The sequence below is a fragment of the Streptomyces sp. TRM49041 genome (genome assembly GCF_008271805.1).
GTDB lineage: Bacteria > Actinomycetota > Actinomycetes > Streptomycetales > Streptomycetaceae > Streptomyces.
The window spans coordinates 1-21010 of record NZ_VSRY01000082.1 but is presented as its reverse complement, the minus strand read 5'-3'; the positions used below and the strand labels follow the sequence as shown (position 1 = coordinate 21010).

Here is a 21010-nt window from a genome sequence, read left to right as displayed (position 1 = left end):
TGCTGTTCAGCTCGCGTAGTCACCCGTGAGGGCGGCACCGTCGGTGTGGTCCCCGCGCTCGGTGATCTCACCGGCGACCCAGGCGTCGACGCCCCGGTCCGCGAGCGTGGCCAGCGCCACGTCCACCGAGTCGGCGGGCACGACGGCCATCATGCCGACACCCATGTTCAGGGTCTTCTCCAGCTCCAGACGCTCCACCTGACCGGCCTTGCCGACCAGGTCGAAGATCGCGCCGGGGGCCCAGGCCGACCGGTCGACCGTGGCGTGGAGGTGGTCCGGGATGACCCGGGCCAGGTTCGCGGCGAGGCCGCCACCGGTGATGTGGCTGAACGCGTGCACGTCGGTGGTCCGGGTGAGCGCCAGGCAGTCCAGCGAGTAGATCTTGGTCGGCTCCAGAAGCTCCTCGCCGAGGGTCCGGCCGAGCTCGTCCACCTGCTGCTCCAGGGCCATACCGGCCCGGTCGAACAGCACGTGGCGGACAAGCGAGTACCCGTTGGAGTGAAGGCCCGACGACGCCATGGCGATGACCACGTCACCCGTACGGATGCGATCGGCGCCGAGCAGGCGGTCCGCCTCGACCACACCGGTGCCGGCGCCGGCCACGTCGAAGTCGTCCGGGCCCAGCAGGCCGGGGTGCTCGGCGGTCTCGCCGCCGACCAGGGCACAGCCCGCGAGGACGCAGCCCTCGGCGATGCCCTTGACGATGCCGGCGACCCGCTCGGGGTGGACCTTGCCGACGCAGATGTAGTCGGTCATGAAGAGCGGCTCGGCACCGCAGACGACGATGTCGTCCATGACCATGGCGACCAGGTCGTGGCCGATCGTGTCGTACACGCCCATACGGCGGGCGATGTCGACCTTCGTGCCGACGCCGTCGGTGGCGGAGGCGAGGAGCGGACGCTCGTAGCGCTTGAGGGCGGAGGCGTCGAAGAGGCCGGCGAAGCCGCCGAGGCCGCCGAGGACCTCGGGGCGCTGCGTCTTCCGCACCCACTCCTTCATCAGCTCGACGGCGCGGTCACCTGCTTCGATGTCGACGCCCGCGGCGGCGTAGCTTGCGCCGCCCGTGGCACTGGTGGCCTGAGACATGGCTACAGAACTTTCGTGTCGTACAGCGGGGGTCTGGGATTCCGGGACGCCTACGGGCGGCGGAGGGCGTCGACGGCTGCCGTGGCTGCGGGACCCGCGGCCAGTTCCGTCTCCAGCAGCTGCTTGCCGAGCAGCTCGGGGTCGGGCAGCTCCATCGGGTACTCGCCGTCGAAGCAGGCGCGGCACAGGTTCGGCTTGGCGATGGTGGTCGCCTCGATCATGCCGTCGAGCGAGATGTACGCCAGCGAGTCGGCGCCGAGCGACTTGCCGATCTCGTCGACCGTCATGCCGTTGGCGATCAGCTCGGCGCGGGTGGCGAAGTCGATGCCGAAGAAGCACGGCCACTTCACGGGCGGCGACGAGATCCGGATGTGGACCTCGGCGGCGCCTGCCTCGCGGAGCATCCGGACCAGCGCGCGCTGCGTGTTGCCGCGGACGATCGAGTCGTCGACGACGACCAGGCGCTTGCCCTTGATGACTTCCTTGAGCGGGTTCAGCTTGAGGCGGATGCCCAGCTGGCGGATGGTCTGGGACGGCTGGATGAAGGTCCGCCCGACGTACGCGTTCTTGACGAGACCGGCGCCGAAGGGGATGCCGCTGGCTTCGGCGTACCCGATCGCGGCGGGCGTGCCGGACTCCGGCGTGGCTATGACGAGGTCTGCCTCGGCCGGCGCCTCCTCGGCGAGTTTCCGGCCCATCTCCACCCGGGAGAGGTACACGTTCCGCCCGGCGATGTCGGTGTCGGGACGCGCCAGGTAGACGTACTCGAAGACACAACCCTTGGGCTTCGCATCCGCGAACCGGGCGGTGCGGAGACCGTTCTCGTCGATGGCGATCAGCTCACCGGGCTCGATCTCCCGGACGAAGCTGGCGCCGCAGATGTCGAGCGCGGCGGACTCGGAGGCGACCACCCAGCCCCGCTCCAGCCGGCCCAGGACCAGCGGGCGGATGCCCTGCGGGTCACGGGCGGCGTACAGCGTGTTCTCGTCCATGAAGACGAGCGAGAAGGCGCCCTTGACGGCCGGGAGCACCTTGGACGCGGCGTCCTCGATGGTCAGCGGCTTGCCGTCGTCGTCAAGCTGCCCGGCGAGGAGCGCGGTGACGAGGTCGGTGTCGTTGGTCGCGGCCACCTGCGTGGCGCGGCCGTTCTCCTTGGGCAGATCGGCGACCATCTCGGCGAGCTCGGCCGTGTTGACCAGGTTGCCGTTGTGGCCGAGCGCGATGGAGCCGTGGGCGGTGGCCCGGAAGGTCGGCTGGGCGTTCTCCCAGACCGAGGCCCCGGTGGTCGAGTAGCGGGCGTGACCGACCGCGATATGACCCTGGAGCGAGCTGAGGGAGGTCTCGTCGAAGACCTGGGAGACCAGGCCCATGTCCTTGAAGACGAGGATCTGGGAGCCGTTGCTGACCGCGATTCCCGCGGATTCCTGACCCCGATGCTGGAGGGCGTAGAGCCCGAAGTACGTGAGCTTTGCGACCTCTTCACCCGGGGCCCAGACACCGAAGACGCCGCAAGCGTCCTGGGGGCCCTTCTCGCCGGGAAGCAGATCGTGATTGAGTCGACCGTCACCACGTGGCACGCCACCGAGTGTAGGCGAGATCGACCACTGGTCCGAATTGGGGATCCGCCCGCCGCGACGGGCCCGGAGCGGGCAGGGCCCTGCCCAGAGGCCCTTTGCCCACCCCGGGGAGCCCACGGACCCGGCCTCCGGTGTGACGGACCTCGCACGCCTACTTGCTCGTGGCGTGCGCGGCGAAACCGGAACCGTCCGGCTCGGTGACCGTCAGTGCACGGTGCTGCAACCGGAACGTCACCGGACCGCTGCTCAGCGTCCCGTACAGCTGCTGCTCCAGCTCCATCTCGGGCTTCGTGCACATCTTGCGGGTGACGGCGAGCGGCCCGAACGTCAGCTTGTCGCCTTCGGTCTTCACCGTGCCGCTGAAGCTGTTGCAGCCGAGGGCGCCGCGTACGGAGCCGTCGTCGGCGATCGTGAGGTGCGCCTTGCCCCGGGTGCCGGCGGGCAGGGAGGAGGCGGTCTCGCCGTCGAGGAGCGAGTCGACGCTCCACGTGGTGCCCACGAGGGGCGCGGCGGGCTGCTCGGTGAGGGCGATGGTGTCGCCGTCCGGGGCGGTGAGGGTGAGGCGGTCGCCGTCGAGACGGGCGTCGAGCCTGCCGGTGAAGGTCTCGCGGAAGCCGTCCTCGAAGCTCCGCACCGGCTCCTCGCAGGCCATCTCCGTCATGGCGACCTCACTGACGGTGATCGTGTCCCCTTCGACGGTCGCCGTGGCGGTGAAGTGGTTGCACCCGAAGTTGCCCTTCGCACGGCCGCCGGACTCGAACTCGACGTACGCGGTCGGGACCGGGGCGGTCGTCTTCCCGCCGTCGACGGTGAGGGTGTCGACGGACCAGTGCGCGCCGGTCACGGGGATGTCGGGCCGGTCCTTCGATGAGCCGGTGCCGGAGCCGGAGCCGCCGGCACATCCGGCGAGGAGGACGACCGCGAGGGCGGGGAGGAGGATCTTGGTGGTCCGCATGCGGATGTGACGGTCGCGGTGACGCGATGGTTCCGCCCCCGCGGCCGGGGCCGTCCGCCTGGACGACAGGCGGACGGCCCTGCGCACCGGTCTGTGTCGGGTCAGCCCAGGACCGGGAGCCAGGGGGAGAGGTTCGCGCGGTCGCCGCGGGCGTCGAGGCGGGCCTCGTCGAGGGCCTCGGGCCAGGTGGTGCGGGCGGTCGCCAGGCGGGTCCAGGTGAGGGGGTCGGTCTCGACGACGTTGGGCGGGGTGCCGCGCGTGTGCCTGGGGCCCTCGACGCACTGGACGACCGCGTACGGCGGGACCCGCAGCTCCACGGAGCCGCCCGGGGCCTTGAGCGCGAGGGCGTCGGCCAGGACGCGGGTGCACGTCGCGAGGGCCTGCCGGTCGTGCGGGACGCCCAGACCGGTCGCGGCGTTGAGGTCGTCGGTGTGGACGGTCAGCTCGACGGTCCGCGTCACGAGGAAGTCGCCCAGCGGCATGCCCCCGAACCGCGTGACGATCAGCCGCTCGTCGGACGACCCGTCCAGCGCCTCGGTCAGCTCCTCCGCCGTACGCGCGTACAGGTCGACGAGCCCGGCCACCCCGTCCGCGGCCTCGGCCAGCTCCCGGGTGTCCTCGTCCACCGCGTCGGCGAACCGCCGCGTCGCCGCCGGCCAGTCGAGCAGCCCCACGTCCCGGACGGCCGGCTCGGGCCCGGCCACGCCCCGCACGACGGAGCTCATCACCAACGCGATGTGCGCGGTCAGTTCCCGCACCGTCCACTCGCCCAGGCGCGTGGGCCCGGCGAGTTGCTCGGGGGTCATGGCCGGCACGGCCGCACGGACGTGCTCGAACTGGGCCCGCACCGCCGCGCGGGTCTTCGCGGAGTCGTAGCTGCGGGCGCGCTTCCTGGCCTGTGGCATGCCCCGAGGCTACCGGCGCGTCAACTCGTACCGCGCAGCGCCGCCCGGGTGTGGGGGCCGATCTGGCCGTCCACGGCGAGGCCCTTGGCACGCTGGAAGGCCAGGACGGCGTTCTTCGTGTCCGTCGTACCGAAGTCGCCGTCCACACCCGCCGGGCCGACGCTGAAGCCGCGCTTGGTCACGCGGCCCGTCCCGCCTCTGCCGAGCACGCCCAGCGGTACGTACGGGCCGATCCGCACCGGGTCCGCCGCCTTCGGCGGAGCCGCCCCCGCCTCGCGCGGCGCCGACTCCTGAGAACACGACACGGTCCCCCGACCCCCGAAACCTCTTGCCCTCCAGACCGGTTCCGCGAGGCTGTCGCAGCCGGAGGGCCGACCCCGCATGAACGGGGCCGGCCCTCCGGCACTACGCGTGTACCAGGTGTACTACGTCCCTCAGGCCAGCAGGCCCGGGATCGTCGCCTCGTGCGCCTCGCGCAGCTCGCCCAGCGTGACGCTGAACTCGCCCTGGACGTCGACCGCGTCGCCGTCGACGACACCGATCCGCGTCGCGGGCAGCCCGCGCGCACCGCACATGTCGGTGAAGCGGAGCTCCTCGCTGCGCGGGACGGACACGACCGCGCGGCCCTGCGACTCGCTGAACAGGAAGGTGAACGCGTCGAGGCCGTCCGGGACGACCAGTCGCGCGCCCTTCCCGCCGCGCAGGCAGGACTCGGCGACCGCCTGGACGAGACCGCCGTCGGACAGGTCGTGCGCGGCGTCGATCATGCCGTCGCGGGACGCGGCGATCAGGATCTCGCCGAGCAGCCGCTCCCGGTCCAGGTCCACGGCCGGCGGCAGCCCGCCGAGGTGGTCGTGGACGACCTGGGACCAGGCCGAGCCGCCGAACTCCTCGCGCGTGTCGCCCAGCAGGTAGAGGAGCTGGCCCTCCTCCGCGAACGCGATCGGTGTACGCCGCGTCACGTCGTCGATCACACCGAGTACGGCGACGACCGGCGTCGGGTGGATGGCGACGTCACCGGTCTGGTTGTACAGCGAGACGTTGCCGCCCGTGACCGGCGCGCCCAGCTCCAGGCAGGCGTCCGCGAGGCCGCGCGTGGCCTCGGCGAACTGCCACATGACGCCCGGGTCCTCCGGCGAGCCGAAGTTCAGGCAGTCGGAGACGGCCAGCGGCTTGGCGCCCGACGCGGCGACGTTGCGGTACGCCTCCGCCAGCGCCAGCTGCGCGCCCGTGTACGGGTCGAGCTTCGCGTACCGGCCGTTGCCGTCCGTCGCGATGGCCACGCCGAGGTTGGTCTTCTCGTCGACCCGGACCATGCCCGCGTCCTCGGGCTGGGCCAGCACCGTGTTGCCCTGCACGAACCGGTCGTACTGGTCGGTGACCCACGCCTTGGACGCCTGGTTCGGGTGCGCGACCAGCTTCAGGACCTGGTCCCTCAGCTCCTGCGAGGTCGCCGGACGGGGCAGCTTGTTCGCGTCGTCCGCCTGGAGGGCGTCCTGCCAGTCGGGGCGTGAGAACGGGCGGTGGTAGGTGGGGCCCTCGTGCGCGACGGAGCGCGGCGGCACGTCCACGATCTGCTCGCCGTGCCAGAAGATCTCCAGCCGCTCGCCCTCCGTCACCTCACCGATGACGGTGGCGATGACGTCCCACTTCTCGCAGATCTCCAGGAAGCGGTCGACCTTGTCGGGCTCGACGATCGCGCACATGCGCTCCTGCGACTCGCTCATGAGGATCTCCTCGGGCGAGAGCGTCGCGTCACGCAGCGGGACGGTGTCGAGCTCGACGCGCATACCGCCGGAGCCGGCGGAGGCCAGCTCGGAGGTGGCGCAGGACAGGCCGGCGCCGCCTAGGTCCTGGATGCCCGCGACCAGCTGCTCCTTGAAGATCTCGAGCGTGCACTCGATGAGGAGCTTCTCCTGGAACGGGTCACCGACCTGGACGGCCGGGCGCTTGGTGGGCTTCGCGTCGTCGAAGGTCTCCGACGCGAGGACGGACACACCGCCGATGCCGTCGCCGCCGGTCCGGGCGCCGTACAGGATGACCTTGTTGCCCGCCCCGGACGCCTTCGCGAGGTGGATGTCCTCGTGCTTCATCACACCGATGCAGCCGGCGTTGACCAGCGGGTTGCCCTGGTAGCACGCGTCGAAGACGACCTCGCCGCCGATGTTGGGCAGGCCCAGGCAGTTGCCGTAGCCGCCGATGCCGGCGACGACGCCGGGCAGGACGCGCTTGGTGTCGGGGTGGTCGGCCGCGCCGAACCGCAGCGGGTCGACGACCGCGACCGGGCGGGCGCCCATCGCGAGGATGTCGCGGACGATGCCGCCGACGCCCGTGGCCGCGCCCTGGTAGGGCTCGATGTACGAGGGATGGTTGTGCGACTCGACCTTGAAGGTGACCGCGTAGCCCTGGCCGACGTCGACGACGCCCGCGTTCTCGCCGATGCCCACGAGCATCGCCTCGGACTGCGGCTTCTTCTCGCTGAACTGTTTCAGATGGACCTTGCTGCTCTTGTACGAGCAGTGCTCGGACCACATGACGGAGTACATGGCGAGCTCGGCGCCGGTCGGGCGGCGGCCCAGGATCTCCCGGATGCGCGCGTACTCGTCCTCCTTGAGGCCGAGCTCCTTCCAGGGCTGCTCGACGTCGGGCGTCTCGGTGGCGTGCTTGACGGTGTCGAGGCTCATCAGGCGTTGACCAGCTTCTTGAGGATCGAGGTGAAGAATCCGAGCCCGTCGGTCCGGCCCGTGCCGACGAGCGGCTCCACGGCGTGCTCGGGGTGCGGCATGAGACCGACGACGTTCCCGGCGGCGTTCGTGATGCCGGCGATGTCCCGCAGCGAACCGTTGGGGTTCATGTCGAGGTACCGGAAGGCGACGCGGCCCTCGGCCTCCAGCTCGTCGAGCACGCGCTCGTCGGCGACGTACCGGCCGTCCATGTTCTTGAGCGGGACCTGGATCTCCTGGCCCTGCTCGTAGTCGGCGGTCCAGGCGGTCGACGCGTTCTCCACACGCAGCTTCTGGTCACGGCAGATGAAGTGCAGATGGTTGTTCTGCAGCATCGCGCCGGGCAGCAGATGCGCCTCGGTGAGGATCTGGAAGCCGTTGCAGATGCCGAGGACCGGCATACCGGCCTTCGCCTGCTCGATGATCGTCTCCATCACCGGCGAGAACCGGGAGATCGCTCCGGCGCGCAGATAGTCGCCGTACGAGAAGCCGCCCGCGAGGACGACCGCGTCAACCTGCTTGAGGTCCTTGTCGCGATGCCAGAGCGAGACCGGCTCGGCGCCGGCGAGCCGGGCCGCGCGCAGCGCGTCCTGGTCGTCGAGCGTCCCGGGGAAGGTGACGACTCCGATACGAGAAGTCACGCCTCCTCCACCTTGACGACGAAGTCCTCGATGACGGTGTTGGCGAGGAAGGTTTCGGCCATCTCGTGGATGCGGGCGAGGGCGGTGTCATCGACCGGCCCCTCCACATCCAGCTCGAAGCGCTTTCCCTGACGGACGTCCGCGATCCCCTCGAAACCGAGGCGGGGCAGTGCGCGCTGCACCGCCTGTCCCTGCGGGTCGAGGATCTCCGGCTTGAGCATGACGTCGACTACGACGCGTGCCACTGGCACTCCCGGTGGTGTGTTGCGTGGGCGGTTCCCTCAGCGTACCTGCCTACAAAATCTACGCGAGTAGATTTCCGGAGGATCCCACAAACGCAGGAAGAGAAGGCACACAGAAGCCGTCCAGAAGGCGGCACGGAGACATCCTGCCGACCGAAAAAATCCCGGAAGGAAATCACGCCGCCGCCATTGCATACGGACACGCGGAAACAATTGCCAGGTCTTCCCAGCGCGGCACTCCGCGCTGTACAAAGGGAATACACCTTGTTAATCCGGTATCGCCGCACGTCAAGCGTGTGACAGAACACACTCCGAACGGCGGCGTACTACGGGAAAGGACCGATATCCGTGGCGCAGCGAGTAGTAGTCACGCTCACCGACGACATCGAGGGCGGAGAAGCGGCGGAAACGGTCGGGTTCGGCCTCGACGGCAAGTGGTACGAGATCGACCTCAATGAAGCCAATGCAGAGAAACTCCGCAAGACCCTCACGCCCTACATGGAGGCGGGCCGAAAGAAGTCCGGTGCGGGCAAGGCACGTAAGACGTACCGGCACACGGCCCTGGCACCGGACCCGGCCGCCGTACGGGCCTGGGCGCAGTCCAACAAGCTCGACGTGCCGGCCCGCGGGCGCATCCCGAAGCGGATCTACGACGAGTTCCACGCGGCGCACTGAGGCGGGGCGCCCAGCCGCGGCGCACTGAGCCGGGGCATCGAGCCGGTGCGCCGAGCGCGGACCGAGCCGGCGCGCCGAACGGCGTGGCGAGCCGGGCGGCGCCCCCGCCGCGGCCGCCGCCCCCGCCGCTCCGAGGGCTGCCCAGGCGGTGTGGTGCGCCGGTGCGGGCTCCCGGCCGTCGAGTTGCACAGCACCCCCCTTGATCGGCTAAAGTCTGGAGCACGCCGAGGGGCGAGGCCGAAAAGCCGACCGCCTCACGGAGCGTGCGGGTGTAGTTCAGTAGTAGAACATCCCCCTTCCAGGGGGAAGGCGCAGTGTGCGATTCCTGTCACCCGCTCCGCATCACGCAGTACCGGCCACTCCGGTGGATCAGGTACAGTGGTGTTCGCACCGCCCGGTGAGAGCCGGTCGGGAGCAATGCGGACGTGGCTCAGTTGGTAGAGCATCACCTTGCCAAGGTGAGGGTCGCGAGTTCGAATCTCGTCGTCCGCTCAGGAATGAAGGCCCCAGTCAATAGACTGGGGCCTTCGTCGTTTATCGCCCCATGGCTCAGGGCCCATGACATTTGTCATCGCCGACCGCTGACAGCGCGAACTGCCGACGGCTCCGATACGCCCCGAGCCTTGAGTCATGACCAGCCATGACCACGCGATCGAGGCCGCGGAGCTCCGGCGCCGCTACGCCGGGGGCTTCGAGGCGGTGACCGGAATCACGTTCTCCGTGCCGTACGGCGAGATCTTCGCGCTCCTGGGCACGAACGGGGCGGGCAAGACCTCCACCGTCGAGCTCCTCGAAGGGCTCGCCCCGCCCAGCGGCGGCCGCGTCCGCGTCCTGGGGCACGACCCGTACCGGGACCGCGCCACCGTACGGCCGCGCATCGGCGTGATGCTCCAGGAAGGCGGCTTCCCCTCCGACCTGACCGCCGCCGAGACCGTTCGCATGTGGGCCGGCTGCACCAGCGGCGCCCGGCCGACCGGCGAGGCACTCGACATGGTCGGCCTCGGCGCCCGCGCCCGGGTCCGTGTGAAACAGCTGTCCGGCGGCGAACGGCGGCGTCTCGACCTGGCACTCGCCCTGCTCGGTCGGCCCGAGGTGCTGTTCCTCGACGAGCCGACGACCGGTCTCGACGCCGAGGGCCGCCGCGACACCTGGGACCTCGTACGGGCCCTGCGCGACACCGGGACGACCGTTCTGCTGACCACGCACTACCTGGAGGAGGCCGAGGCACTCGCCGACCGCCTCGCGATCATGCACGGCGGCCGCATCGTGGCCTCCGGGACCCCGGCGGAGGTCACCGCGTCCCGCCCCGCCCGCATCCGCTTCGACCTGCCCGCCGGGGTACCGGCCGGGCGGCTGCCACTCGCGCTGCGGGCCGCGCAGTACGGCGGGCGGCGCGTCGAGGTCCGTACGCACGAACTCCAGGACGCGCTCACCGAGCTGCTCCTGTGGGCGCGGGACCAGGGCGTACGGCTTGACGGGCTCGACGCGCGGTCGGCGTCGCTGGAGGAGGCGTTCCTGGAGATCGCGCGGTCCCCGGCCGGCGCGGAGACACGTACCGGAACGGTGGGGGTGTGACATGGCGACAACGACCACGACAGGCGGGGCGGGCAGGGCAGGCGGGGCGGGCAGGGCAGGCGGGGCAGGCAGTGAGGACACGGCGGGCACCACGGCCGCCGGGCGTCTCGGCGCGCTCGCGCGGGCGGAACTGACCCTCCTCGTACGGAACCGGCCGGCGCTCTTCGTGACGCTGTTCATGCCGCTGCTGATGATCGGTTCGATCCGGGGGATGCTCGACCGGGTCGGTCTGGAGAAGGCGGGGCTCAGCATGGCCGAGGCGGCGGCGACCGGGGGCCTCGGCATGGTCCTGGTCATCGTCGTGTACCTCAACCTCGTCCCGGCGTATGTGGCGCGGCGCGAGGAGCTGGTGCTGAAGCGGCTGCGTACGGGCGAGGCGTCCGATGCGGAGATCCTCGCCGGGACGGCGCTGCCCTCGGTGGCGCTCACACTGGCGCAGTGCGTGATCATGGTGGTGGCGGCGGTGGCGTTCCTCGGCGTACGGGCACCACAGCGGCCCGAACTGCTGGTCTTGGGCGTCCTCGTCGGGATCGTGCTGCTCGGCGCGCTGGCCGCGTGCACGGCCGCGCTGACCAGGACCGTGGAGAGCGCACAGCTGACGACCATGCCGCTGTTCCTGGTTTCGGCGTTCGGGTCCGGGCTGTTCGTACCGCTGGAGGTGTTCCCGGAGCGGCTGGCGTCGGTGTGCGAGCTGCTGCCGGTGACCGGTGTGGTGACACTCGTACGGGCCGGGTGGCTGGGCGCGGGCGACGAGACGGGGGACCTCGTACGGGCCGGGGCGGCGGCGCTGGCGTGGACCGGCGTGGCGGTGTTCGCTGTGCGACGGCGGTTCCGGTGGGAGCCTCGCCACTGAGCCTCGCCACTGAGAGGACGATGAGGACCGAGGGGCCCCGGGGCCACGGGACCGAGGACCGAGGGCCCGCGGGGCGAGGGACAGGGGGGTACGGGGGACATGGCCGGACTGACCGGCTGGTGGAGCCGCAGGAGCAGCCCGGAGAAGGTCGAGCTGTACACGCGGTGGACCTACCACGGGCTCGCGGGGGCGGAGGTCGTGGGCGCGCTGCCCACTTTGGCCGCGAGGGGGGAGATCGGCCCGCTCGCCGGCTGGCTGTTCCTGCTGGTGCTCGTGCACACCGTGCTCGTCGCGGTGGTCGCGTCACGGGCGCTCGGCTGGCAGGTGGGCCGGCACGGCCGCCCGTACCGGACGATGGTCGCACTGGCCGTGCTCTCGGCCGCGGGGTGCGTCGCCGTCCTGGTGCTGCGGCGGTTCGGGGCGCTGGTGGACCACCAGGTGCCGATGTACGCGGCTGTGGCGATGGCGAGTTGGGGCGTCGGGGGGCTCGCCCTGTGCCTGGTGCGGGTGCGGCACATGCTGGGGCTGACGGCGGTCGCGGTTGCGGGTATCGCGGTGTTCGCGGCCGGACTGGGGCTGCCGGGCGTCGAGGCGGCCGCGTTCACTGCCGCGACGGCGATCGGGACGATCGTCTTCGCCACCACCAGCGGCTTCTCCGGCTGGCTGCTGCGCGCCGTATGGGAACTGGACGCCGCGCAACGGCTCCAGGGGCGGCTGGCGGTCGCGGAGGAACGGCTCCGTTTCGCCCGGGACCTGCACGACGTCATGGGGCGCAACCTGTCCGTGATCGCCCTGAAGAGCGAGCTGGCCGTCCAGCTCGCCCGGCGCGGGGCGGCCGACCGCGCGGTCGACGAGATGGCCGAGGTGCAGCGCATCGCCCGGGAGTCGCAGCGGGAGGTACGGGAGGTGGTACGCGGCTACCGCGAGGCCGACCTCCACACCGAACTGGAGGGCGCCCGGGGGGTCCTGGCCGCGGCGGGCATCACCTGCCGCGTCGAGGCCCAGGGCGTGGACGAGGCCCTGCCGGCACCCGTGCAGTCGGCACTGGGCTGGGTCGTCCGGGAGGCCACGACCAACGTCCTCCGCCACGGGGACGCCCGCCACTGCGTGGTGTCGGTATCGGTGCCGGTGTCGGTGTCGGCCGGTGGTGGCTGCGCGGTCCTGGTCATCGAGAACGACGGCGCCGGCTCGCCCCCGGGCGGCACACCCCACGGCTCCGGCCTCACCGGCCTCCGCGAACGCCTCGCGGCCCTGGACGGAACCCTGGAGGCCGGCCCCCTGGAGGGCGGCACCCGCTTCCGGGTGACGGCACGGGTGCCGGTGGGAGTGGGCGGGGGCTCGTCGGCGGGCGCGGCCTCGGCGGCGGACTCGGCAACAGGCGCGGCCTCGGCATCGGGCCCAGGCGCGGTGGGCGCGGCCTCGGCGGCGACGGGCTCGGCGGCGGAGGCGTCAGCGGCGAGCGGCTCGGCACCGTCGGCGGCTGCGAGGCCGGCGGCGGCCGACTCCGTGGCCTCCGGCTCCGGTGCCGGCGTCACCGGCACCGGTGAGCGGTCGGCGTCCGTCTCCAGGGTCGCCGACGAAGGCGCGGAGGGGGCCCGGTGAGCGTCGTGCGGGTGTTGCTGGCCGATGACGAGCATCTGATCCGGGGCGCGCTGGCCGCGCTCCTCGGGCTGGAGGACGATCTGGAGGTGGTCGCCGAGGCGGCGTCCGGGCCGGAGGCGATCGCCATGGCGCTGGCCCACCGCCCCGATGTCGCGGTGCTGGACCTCCAGATGCCGGGCGCGGACGGTGTGAGAGTCGCCACATCGCTCCGCGCCGAACTACCCGGGTGCCGCACCATGATCGTGACCGGCCACGGCCGCCCCGGCCATCTCAAGCGGGCCCTCGCGGCGGGCGTACGCGGCTTCGTCCCGAAGACCGTCAGCGCCCAGCGGCTCGCCGAGATCATCCGTACCGTCCACGCCGGAAACCGCTACGTGGACCCGGAGTTGGCCGCCGACGCCATCTCCGCCGGCGACTCCCCGCTCACCGCGCGCGAGGCCGAGGTGCTGGAACTGGCGGCGGACGGCGCCCCCGTCGCGGAGATCGCCCGCCGGGCCTCCCTCTCCCCCGGAACCGTCCGCAACTACCTCTCGTCGGCCGTGTCGAAGCTCGGCGCGGAGAACCGCCATACGGCGGTACGCCTCGCACGCGAGCGAGGTTGGGTATAGTGGGTGGCGCGCTACGGCGCATGCGGACGTGGCTCAGTTGGTAGAGCATCACCTTGCCAAGGTGAGGGTCGCGAGTTCGAATCTCGTCGTCCGCTCGTATCGGAGGCCCCGGTCATCAGACCGGGGCCTCCGCCGTTGTCCGGCCCGCCGGCCTACTGCCAGGACGTGCCCGTCAGCAGCTCGTACGCCTCGATGTACTTCGCACGGGTCGCGGCGACGATCTCCTCGGGCAGCGGCGGGGGCGGCTGCTCGCTCCTCCGGTCCCAGCCGGACGCCGGCGACGTCAGCCAGTCGCGTACGTACTGCTTGTCGTACGACGGCTGGGCGCGCCCCGGCTCCCAGACGGCGGCCGGCCAGAAGCGGGACGAGTCCGGGGTCAGCACCTCGTCGGCGAGGACCAGCCCGCCGTCCTCGTCGAAGCCGAACTCGAACTTGGTGTCCGCGAGGATGATCCCCCGGTCGCGCGCGATGTCGCGGCCCCGCGTGTAGACGGCGAGGGTCGCCTGGCGCAGCTGCGCGGCGGTCTCCGCGCCGATCTGGCGGGCGACCTCCTCGTACGAGACGTTCTCGTCGTGGTCGCCCACCGCCGCCTTCGTGGCGGGCGTGAAGATCGGGGCGGGGAGCTCGGAGCCGTCCGTGAGGCCCTCGGGGAGGGCGAGGCCGCAGACGGTGCGGGTCTCCTGGTACTCGGCGAGGCCGGAGCCGGTGAGGTAGCCGCGGGCCACGCACTCGACCGGGATCATCTTCAGGGACTCGCAGACGAGCGTGCGGCCCTCCCAGTCGGCGGGGGCGCCCGCGGGCAGCTCCGTGGAGAGCACATGGTTCGGGATCAGGTCGGCGAGCTGGTCGAACCACCAGAGGGACAGCTGGGTGAGGACCCGCCCCTTGTCCGGGATCTCGGTGGGCAGCACCCAGTCGTACGCGGACAAGCGGTCGCTGGCGACCATCACGAGGTCGCCCGCCTCGTTCTGGTACAGCTCGCGCACCTTCCCGGTGTGCAGATGCACCAGGCCCGGCACCTGAAGCGGCTCGGGCTTTTCTACGAATCCGGACACGGTTCCTCCCCGTGGTTCTGTCCAATCGGGTCCGATTCTCCCGCACGTCGGGAGCGGAGCCGTGGCCAGGGGTGCAGGGGCCGTTCTAGTCGCGTTTACAGATGCGGTCCAGGAGGTTGGCCGTGGCGCGCTGTATCCGGAGGTCGACATGACCCGGCCGGTCCAGAGCCGGCGACCAGGCGAACGTGCCGGACGCGAAGACCAGGGCGCCGGAGGGGGCGCGGTACAGGGACGTCTCCTGGTGGCGGGTGGCGCCGTCGCCGTCCCGGTACGGGGAGTGGGCGAGGAGGATGCGGCGCTGGTGCTCGGGAAGGGCGGTGCGGGGGAAGTAGCGGTCGGCCTCGCCGGCGACGAGGCCGGGCAGTTCGTCGCCCTCGCGGGCGCCGGTGGCCTCCCAGAGCCAGTGCTCGGCGTTCCGTACGACCAAGGGGTGCGGTTCCGGGACGCTGCCCGCGTACTGGATGCCGAGCAGCTGCTGCTCCGGCCGGTCCGCCTCCCGCCAGAGGGCCGACCTGCCGGGGCCCCGGCGTTTTCGGCAGGTGAGGAGGCGGTCGGGGACGCCGGACGGGGACGGGGAGAGCTCGACCTGCCAGTACATGGTGTTGGCGGAGAGGAAGACCAGGGACGTACCGCCGGCGCGGGCGTGCTCGACGGTGCGGCGCAGGGGGGCCGACCAGTACTCGTCGTGGCCCGGGAAGACCAGGCCCCGGTAGCGGGTGGGGTCGACCCGGCCGGCGTGCAGGTCGCTCGCGTTGGCGTACGCGAGGTCGTAGCCGTAGCGCTCGGCCCAGCGGATGAAGTCGTAGGCGTGCCCGACGTGGAGGGGCATGCCCTGCCCCGCGTACGGACGGTCGAACGAGATCGTGACCGCGGCGCCCGACTCGCCGAGGAGACGGCCGTCGGCGTCCCAGGAGTGGTAGAGGCTCGCACCGGTGCGGCCGTCCTCCGGGTACAGGTTGTACGCCTGCCAGGTGATGTCCGGGAGGACGAGGAGCAGGTCGGCGGGGTGGCCGTCGCGGACGGTGAAGGGGATGTGGGAGCGGTAGCCGTCGACGGTGGTGAGGACGGCGACGTACGCGCCGATCGACCAGTAGGAGGGGATCTGGAGGCGCCAGGAGAGCCACCAGTGATGGCAGGAGACCGTGCGGTCGGCGCTGAGCGGGGGCGGCTGGACGATGCCGGAGAGGCGAGGACTGGTCGTGATCTTGGTGGCGCCGTCACCGGCGTAGTGGCCGATGCGATAGATGTCGACCGAGAACTGCTGCGGTGGGTTCACGGTGACGTGGAAATCGATCGCCTCGCCGGGGGCGACGGCGCCCGTCGAGCTGAAGCCCTTGATCTGGAGGCGCACGTCGTCGGCGGCGCGGGGGCCGTTGCCTCGCGAGGCGGGGGTACGGCGCGGCTGGTGCGGCTGGTGTGGCTGGTGTGGCTGGTGCGGCTCGGCGTACCAGGCGGCGATCCGCCCGACCTCACCCACGTACTGCTCGGTGCCGCGCAGCCAGGGCAGCGGGCCCTGACCGAACGGGTCGCCGACGGCATGGGCCAACGCCCCGGACTCCCAACGCCGAACCTGCTCCGCCCCCATGCCGCGCCCCTCCCTCGACTCCCCCGATGTCCGGCAACCCCGACGCGTTCAGCGCCGGTCCACAGCACATCACATTACGCACGCACTCCGTCACCGGTCGTCGCGAATCGACGTGAACGGAACGAGGCATTCCGGCGTGGGTGCGCCGGGCGGCGCCGTCAGACGAGACGCACGGGCTTCTCGGGGCGCGCCCCGACGGCGGTGAGCCAGCTCCGCAGCGGCTCGGGGTCCGCGTCCTCGATCAACGCGAGCACCCCGGCGGCCACATCCGCCCGCTGCCTCCCCGCGTCCTGCGCGACCAGGAGAACGGGCCCGTCCAGCCAGTCCAGCCCGGGCACGGCGCCCGCGGTGTCCACGACGGCACAGCACACCATGGCCGTGACGTGATCGGCCAGCAACTCCCGCCCGGTACGGGGCGGCTGAAGCGGCAGCAGCGGCAACTCGTCGGCACCCCGGACGTAGGGCACGGGGGTGGTGGGGGGCACCGCCCCGGGAGCGGGCGCACCGGACGCGGAGCCCGGTACGCCGGACGCGGACTCACTCGGTGCGGCGACCTTACCGGTGGGGGCGACCCGGTCGGCACCGAGACGGGCGGCGGATGCCGGTCCAGGATCGCCGCCACCCACGCCGGGGCGGCTGTCCTGGGCTGCGCCCTGGCCGGTGTCGGGGGCGGAGTCGGCGGCCCCGGGGGCGGCACCGGTGCTGGTACGCGAGCTGAAGCCGCTGCCCCCGGCGCCGCCCAGACCGGCGCCGGCGGTCGGCCCCGAGCCGAACTCCTGGGCGGCGCCGGGGCGGTGGGCCGGGGCGTCACCCGGCGCACCGGAGCCCGGACTGCGGCTTCCGTCCGGGGCGGCGGCACCCTGGCCGGTGTCGCCACCGTAGGCGTCGCCCGGGCCGGCGCCGCTGTCCTGGGCGGCGCCCTGACCGGCACCGGTGGCCGCCGAGCCGGGGGCCGCCGAGCCCGGGGCAGGCTCCCGCGCGGCACCCAGGGCCTCCGTGCCCCCGTTCGGGGACGTATCCGTGGCCGGGCGGGAGGACAGGGTGGCGGTGCCCACCGAGGCCGTCGTGGCGCCCATGGGGCGGCGGGCCTCCTCGCGGGAGAGTTCCGCCGTGATGGCGGCCGCCAGGGTGTCGCCGTCGTGGGCGGTGGACAGGTGGTCCAGGACGCGGGCGAGGGTCGGGCCCTCGGGGGTGGCGGGGCGGGCGCCCAGGCGGTCGAGGGCGCGGTGGAGGCGGGCGGCCTCGGTGCGCCACTTCCGGTCGACGACCTCCTCCGGGTACTGCTGCCAGTCCACCGGCGCCCAGCCGGGCCCCGGTTCCGCCGGGCCGCCGTGGAAGAGGCGGGCGGCGAGCAGCGACGTGGCCTCGTCGACCAGGCCGGGCTCCTCCAGCAGGTCGCACGCCGGGCGCTCGCCCAGCCGGGACGTGAAGCCCTCGGCCAGCCGGTCGCGCCGGGACAGTTCGGTGAGCGCCGAGACGACGCCCGCGTCCAGCCGGGTCGGCCAGCGCCCCATGCGCCAGGCGGGCAGCGCCACCCGGGTCAGCAGCCGGTCCCACCCCGCGTACGCGAGGCCGACCTGCTCCTGGGCGACGATCCGCAGCCCGTAGTCCACGGCCTGGGCCCGCTCCGACGCGGCGGCGGCGACACCCCGCTCCATCTCGGCTGCGTGCCCGCCCGCGGCCCGCAGCATCAGCCGGGCGACCGCGCTCACGCCCCGCGCGCCCACGCGCCGTACCGCACCGATCCCCGGCCGGTCGGCGAGCGCCACCGCGGCGTCCAGGCCCCGTACGAACCGGCGGGCCGCGGCTATGTCGGGGTGGGCCGACGGGCCCGTACCCGCCACGACCGGCGCGAGCACCGCCCGCAGCTCACCGACGCGCATCCACCACAGGAACGGCGAACCTATGACCAGGACCGGAGCCGCGTCGGATACGCCGCCCCGCGTCCCCCGCGTCCCCCGCGTCCCCCGCGAGCCGCCGCCCGCGGATATGCGGTGCGCCGGGTGCGTACGGTCCTCCAGCCAGCTGTCGCAGTCCGGCGTCAGGGCTATCGCGGACGGCGCCGGCACCGCGAGCCGTGAGGCCAGGTCCCGCACCATCCGGTAGAGATCGGGGGCGGACGCCTCCGTGATCTCCACGGTCGGCGTGAGCGCCGGCCGGGCCCGCGCGACCACGGCCCCGACACCCGCCGCGGCCAGCAGCACGACCCCGGCGACGCCCGACACCGCCCAGCGGGCGGCGTCCCAGCCGGGACCGGCCAGCTGCCCGGTGACCCCACCGGTCAGCAGGACGACGGCGACGGCCGCGGGCAGGAGGGCGACGGCCAGCGCCCTGCCGCGTACCCGCAGCACGGCGAGAGCCCGGGCACGCGCGGCGCGCGCACCCCTCTCCTCACCCATCGCACCCATAGCGCGCATGGCGTCCATGTCGCTTCTGTCGGATCCGGGACCGAACACAGCCGTACGTCACCCCCTCCACCCCTACGACGGATTTGCTCACTCCCCCACTGTGACACCCGCCACTGACATCGCAATGTCGGTGGGCCAAGTGCCGGAACGCCTGCGCGGCACCCTAGTTGGGGCGTCGGCAGGCGTCATCCGGATGGGTGAGCCGTCACTCGATGGAATGGCTTTGGTCAGAGGTGAGGACGGTTCGGGGCTTCGACGGGTCTACTGCCCTGCGGCCTTGCGGGCGATGTCCGTACGGTGCTGGGAGCCGTCCAGGCGGATGCGCCCCACCGCCGCGTACGCCCGGTCCCGGGCCTGCGCGAGGTCCTCGCCGGTCGCGGTGACCGACAGGACGCGTCCGCCGGCGCTCACGACCGCGTCGCCGTCCCGCTTGGTACCGGCGTGCAGGACGTACGCGTGCGGAGCGTCCTGCTCCGCGACCTCGTCGAGGCCGGTGATCGGGTCGCCGGTGCGCGGTGTGCCGGGGTAGTTGTGCGAGGCGACGACCACGGTGACGGCCGCGTCGTCACGCCAGTTGAGCGGCGGCTCTGCGTCGAGGGTGCCGTTCGCGGCGTGCAGCAGGACGCTCGCCAGCGGCGTCTTGAGACGAGCCAGGACGACCTGCGTCTCGGGGTCGCCGAACCGGGCGTTGAACTCGATGACCCGCACACCGCGCGACGTGATCGCGAGACCCGCGTACAGCAGACCGGAGAACGGCGTGCCGCGGCGGCGCAGTTCGTCGACGGTCGGCTGGAGGACGGTCGCCATGACCTCGTCGACCAGCTTGGGGTCGGCCCACGGCAGCGGCGAATAGGCGCCCATGCCGCCGGTGTTGGGACCCTCGTCGTCGTCCAGGGCGCGCTTGAAGTCCTGCGCGGGGGTGAGCGGGAGGACGGTGGTGCCGTCGGTGATCGCGAAGAGGGAGACCTCGGGGCCGTCCAGGTACTCCTCGATGACCACCCGGTCGCAGGAGAGCGCGTGGGCGCGGGCCTGCTCGAGGTCGCTCGTGACGACGACCCCCTTGCCGGCGGCGAGGCCGTCGTCCTTCACGACATACGGGGCGCCGAACGCGTCGAGCGCCTCGTCGATCTCTTCGGGCGTCGTACAGACGTAGCTACGGGCGGTGGGCACCCCGGCGGCGGCCATCACGTCCTTGGCGAACGCCTTGGAGCCCTCGAGCCGGGCGGCCTCCTCGGAGGGGCCGAAGCAGGGCATGCCGGCGGCGCGTACGGCGTCGGCGACACCGGCGACGAGCGGCGCCTCCGGGCCGATGACGACCAGGTCGGCCTGCAGTTCGCCGGCCAGGCGGGCCACGGCGGCGCCGTCGAGGGCGTCGACCTGGTGGAGCTCGGCGACCTCGGCGATTCCGGCGTTGCCGGGCGCGCAGTGCAGAGCGGTGACGTCGGGATCGAGGGAGAGAGAGCGGCACAGGGCGTGTTCGCGGGCGCCGCCGCCGATGACGAGGACCTTCACGCCAGCCAGGGTAGCCGGGCGGGCGGGCCGATCTTTGTGCGGGCCACCGAGGGCGGGCTCCCTACTCGTTCGTATATTCCTCCACCACGGTCGCGCCGAGCTCCCGGACGATCAGGTCGTGGCCGGACAGCGCGGAGTCGACGAGGTCCGGATCGTCCTCCTCCGGCACGTCGTCCTCGGGGGCGACCGGCTGGGGTCGGGCGGGGCGCTGCTCGTACCCGGCGGCGGAGCCGTGGCCGCTCGGCGGCTCCTGTGAGGGGGCGGGGGCTGCCGGTGCCGGGGCTTGTGACCGCGGCTGCTGCGGCGGCGCGGCGGGGGCCGGGCTCTGCTGTACGGGGCGGGGGGCGGCCGGCGGGTTCTGCGGGCCGGGCGCCGACGGGCCCGTGGGCGCGGCGGGGCGGCCGCCGCCGTAGCCGCCCTGCTGGGACGGCGGGGCGGGGGTGCCGGCGCCGCCGGACGGGTCGACGATCGCCTCGATCTTCCAGTTCACGTGGAACTGCTCGGACAGTGCCTGCTTCAGCACCTCCTCACTGCCGCTGCTCGCGAAGTTGTCGCGGGCGCCGGCGTTGAGGAAGCCGAGTTGGAGGGTGGTGCCGTCGAACCCTGCCACCTGGGCGTTCTGGCTGAGCAGGATCCAGGTGAAGCGGCGGCGGTTCTTGACGGCCTCCAGGATGCCGGGCCACATATTGCGCACCTGGGCGGCGCCGTGGGCCATCTCGGCGGAGACGGCGGGCGCGGCGGCGGGCGACGCGGACGCGGCTGCCTGGGGCGAGGGTGCCTGCGGCTGCTGCTGGGACTGCTGCGGCTGCTGGAGTCCGGTTTGCTGCCCCTGCCCTGGCGCGGCGGCGGACGGCCAGGCACCGGGCTGCCGCGCACCTCCGGAACCACCCGCACCGTCGGCACCGGCACCGGCACCGGGGGCGGCGGCGGTGGGCCAGGCGCCGGGCGGACGGGCACCGGCGGCCTGCGGCACGGGGGCAGGAGCGGGCGCGGGTGCGGGTGCGGGTG

17 protein-coding genes, 3 tRNA genes and 1 pseudogene are annotated in these 21010 nt (G+C 72.7%); 8 read left to right on the top strand and 13 right to left on the bottom strand.

Annotation, left to right across the window (positions count from 1 at the left end; translation table 11 throughout):
* Positions 1 to 6: 6 nt before the first annotated feature.
* The 8 genes from purM to purS all read right to left on the bottom strand — a co-directional run bounded on the left by purM (position 7) and on the right by purS (position 8132).
* On the bottom strand, positions 7 to 1086 hold the full coding sequence (purM, locus tag FVS66_RS06185) for a phosphoribosylformylglycinamidine cyclo-ligase (protein ID WP_149179979.1): 1080 nt from the start codon (positions 1084 to 1086) through the stop codon (positions 7 to 9).
* A 50-nt stretch (positions 1087 to 1136) separates the two neighbouring features.
* On the bottom strand, positions 1137 to 2663 hold the full coding sequence (gene purF, locus FVS66_RS06180) for an amidophosphoribosyltransferase (protein ID WP_149179978.1): 1527 nt from the start codon (positions 2661 to 2663) through the stop codon (positions 1137 to 1139).
* Positions 2664 to 2814: 151 nt separating this feature from the next.
* Entirely contained in the window at positions 2815 to 3618 is an 804-nt protein-coding gene (locus FVS66_RS06175) for an META domain-containing protein (RefSeq protein WP_149179977.1), read from the bottom strand.
* 101 nt (positions 3619 to 3719) lie between these two features.
* Positions 3720 to 4523 (bottom strand): maleylpyruvate isomerase family mycothiol-dependent enzyme, encoded by an 804-nt coding sequence (locus FVS66_RS06170; protein WP_149179976.1) that lies wholly within the window; start codon positions 4521 to 4523, stop codon positions 3720 to 3722.
* 20 nt (positions 4524 to 4543) lie between these two features.
* Positions 4544 to 4828: a peptidoglycan-binding domain-containing protein gene (locus FVS66_RS36520; RefSeq protein ID WP_222946897.1), complete on the bottom strand. Its 285-nt coding sequence runs from the start codon at positions 4826 to 4828 to the stop codon at positions 4544 to 4546.
* A 129-nt stretch (positions 4829 to 4957) separates the two neighbouring features.
* Positions 4958 to 7207 (bottom strand): phosphoribosylformylglycinamidine synthase subunit PurL, encoded by a 2250-nt coding sequence (gene purL, locus FVS66_RS06160; protein ID WP_149179974.1) that lies wholly within the window; start codon positions 7205 to 7207, stop codon positions 4958 to 4960.
* On the bottom strand, positions 7207 to 7887 hold the full coding sequence (purQ, locus tag FVS66_RS06155; RefSeq protein WP_149179973.1) for a phosphoribosylformylglycinamidine synthase subunit PurQ: 681 nt from the start codon (positions 7885 to 7887) through the stop codon (positions 7207 to 7209). Before purQ ends, purL begins: the two co-directional genes overlap by 1 nt.
* Positions 7884 to 8132 (bottom strand): phosphoribosylformylglycinamidine synthase subunit PurS, encoded by a 249-nt coding sequence (purS, locus tag FVS66_RS06150; RefSeq protein ID WP_149179972.1) that lies wholly within the window; start codon positions 8130 to 8132, stop codon positions 7884 to 7886. The genes purQ and purS overlap by 4 nt, the downstream gene beginning before the upstream one ends.
* A 345-nt stretch (positions 8133 to 8477) precedes the next feature.
* Between purS and FVS66_RS06145 the strand changes: the two genes are divergently transcribed.
* The 8 genes from FVS66_RS06145 (at position 8478) to FVS66_RS06110 (ending at position 13537) form a co-directional block, all read left to right on the top strand.
* Complete coding sequence (locus tag FVS66_RS06145; protein ID WP_149179971.1) at positions 8478 to 8804, top strand: Lsr2 family protein; 327 nt, start codon at positions 8478 to 8480, stop codon at positions 8802 to 8804.
* A gap of 265 nt (positions 8805 to 9069) precedes the next feature.
* A tRNA-Gly gene (locus FVS66_RS06140) sits at positions 9070 to 9141 on the top strand.
* Between the two features lie 82 nt (positions 9142 to 9223).
* Positions 9224 to 9296 (top strand) — tRNA-Gly (locus FVS66_RS06135).
* A gap of 138 nt (positions 9297 to 9434) precedes the next feature.
* Positions 9435 to 10379 carry an ABC transporter ATP-binding protein gene (locus FVS66_RS06130; RefSeq protein WP_149179970.1) on the top strand — a complete coding sequence of 315 codons (945 nt, stop codon included), beginning with the start codon at positions 9435 to 9437 and terminating at the stop codon, positions 10377 to 10379.
* Position 10380: 1 nt separating this feature from the next.
* A complete protein-coding gene (locus FVS66_RS06125) occupies positions 10381 to 11232 on the top strand; it encodes an ABC transporter permease (protein WP_149179969.1) in 852 nt (283 codons plus the stop codon).
* Between the two features lie 99 nt (positions 11233 to 11331).
* Positions 11332 to 12834: a histidine kinase gene (locus FVS66_RS06120; protein ID WP_149179968.1), complete on the top strand. Its 1503-nt coding sequence runs from the start codon at positions 11332 to 11334 to the stop codon at positions 12832 to 12834.
* A complete protein-coding gene (locus FVS66_RS06115; protein ID WP_149179967.1) occupies positions 12831 to 13442 on the top strand; it encodes a response regulator transcription factor in 612 nt (203 codons plus the stop codon). The genes FVS66_RS06120 and FVS66_RS06115 overlap by 4 nt, the downstream gene beginning before the upstream one ends.
* 22 nt (positions 13443 to 13464) lie before the next feature.
* Positions 13465 to 13537, top strand: a tRNA-Gly gene (locus FVS66_RS06110).
* A gap of 57 nt (positions 13538 to 13594) precedes the next feature.
* Here FVS66_RS06110 and FVS66_RS06105 read toward each other — a convergent pair.
* The 5 genes and pseudogenes from FVS66_RS06105 to FVS66_RS06085 form a co-directional block, all read right to left on the bottom strand.
* Positions 13595 to 14497, bottom strand: coding sequence for a phosphoribosylaminoimidazolesuccinocarboxamide synthase (locus FVS66_RS06105; RefSeq protein ID WP_149179966.1), 903 nt, complete (start codon positions 14495 to 14497; stop codon positions 13595 to 13597).
* A gap of 85 nt (positions 14498 to 14582) precedes the next feature.
* A complete protein-coding gene (locus FVS66_RS06100) occupies positions 14583 to 16082 on the bottom strand; it encodes a N,N-dimethylformamidase beta subunit family domain-containing protein (RefSeq protein WP_149179965.1) in 1500 nt (499 codons plus the stop codon).
* 158 nt (positions 16083 to 16240) lie between these two features.
* Positions 16241 to 18508, bottom strand: a complete 2268-nt coding sequence (locus FVS66_RS06095) for a hypothetical protein (RefSeq protein WP_399224962.1) — start codon at positions 18506 to 18508, stop codon at positions 16241 to 16243.
* Positions 18509 to 18751: 243 nt separating this feature from the next.
* Positions 18752 to 20002 carry a phosphoribosylamine--glycine ligase gene (gene purD / locus FVS66_RS06090; RefSeq protein WP_149179964.1) on the bottom strand — a complete coding sequence of 417 codons (1251 nt, stop codon included), beginning with the start codon at positions 20000 to 20002 and terminating at the stop codon, positions 18752 to 18754.
* A 61-nt stretch (positions 20003 to 20063) separates the two neighbouring features.
* A pseudogene (locus FVS66_RS06085) lies at positions 20064 to 21010 on the bottom strand (DNA polymerase III subunit gamma and tau); the annotation flags it as partial.

Coding starts and splice junctions, on each gene's coding strand:
- FVS66_RS06100 (WP_149179965.1), bottom strand. CDS start 16,082: ATGGGGGCGGAGCAGGTTCGGCGTTGGGAGTCCGGGGCGTTGGCCCAT.
- FVS66_RS06175 (WP_149179977.1), bottom strand. CDS start 3,618: ATGCGGACCACCAAGATCCTCCTCCCCGCCCTCGCGGTCGTCCTCCTC.
- FVS66_RS06125 (WP_149179969.1), top strand. CDS start 10,381: ATGGCGACAACGACCACGACAGGCGGGGCGGGCAGGGCAGGCGGGGCG.
- FVS66_RS06120 (WP_149179968.1), top strand. CDS start 11,332: ATGGCCGGACTGACCGGCTGGTGGAGCCGCAGGAGCAGCCCGGAGAAG.
- FVS66_RS06170 (WP_149179976.1), bottom strand. CDS start 4,523: ATGCCACAGGCCAGGAAGCGCGCCCGCAGCTACGACTCCGCGAAGACC.
- purL (WP_149179974.1), bottom strand. CDS start 7,207: ATGAGCCTCGACACCGTCAAGCACGCCACCGAGACGCCCGACGTCGAG.
- purM (WP_149179979.1), bottom strand. CDS start 1,086: ATGTCTCAGGCCACCAGTGCCACGGGCGGCGCAAGCTACGCCGCCGCG.
- FVS66_RS06095 (WP_399224962.1), bottom strand. CDS start 18,508: ATGGACGCCATGCGCGCTATGGGTGCGATGGGTGAGGAGAGGGGTGCG.
- FVS66_RS06130 (WP_149179970.1), top strand. CDS start 9,435: ATGACCAGCCATGACCACGCGATCGAGGCCGCGGAGCTCCGGCGCCGC.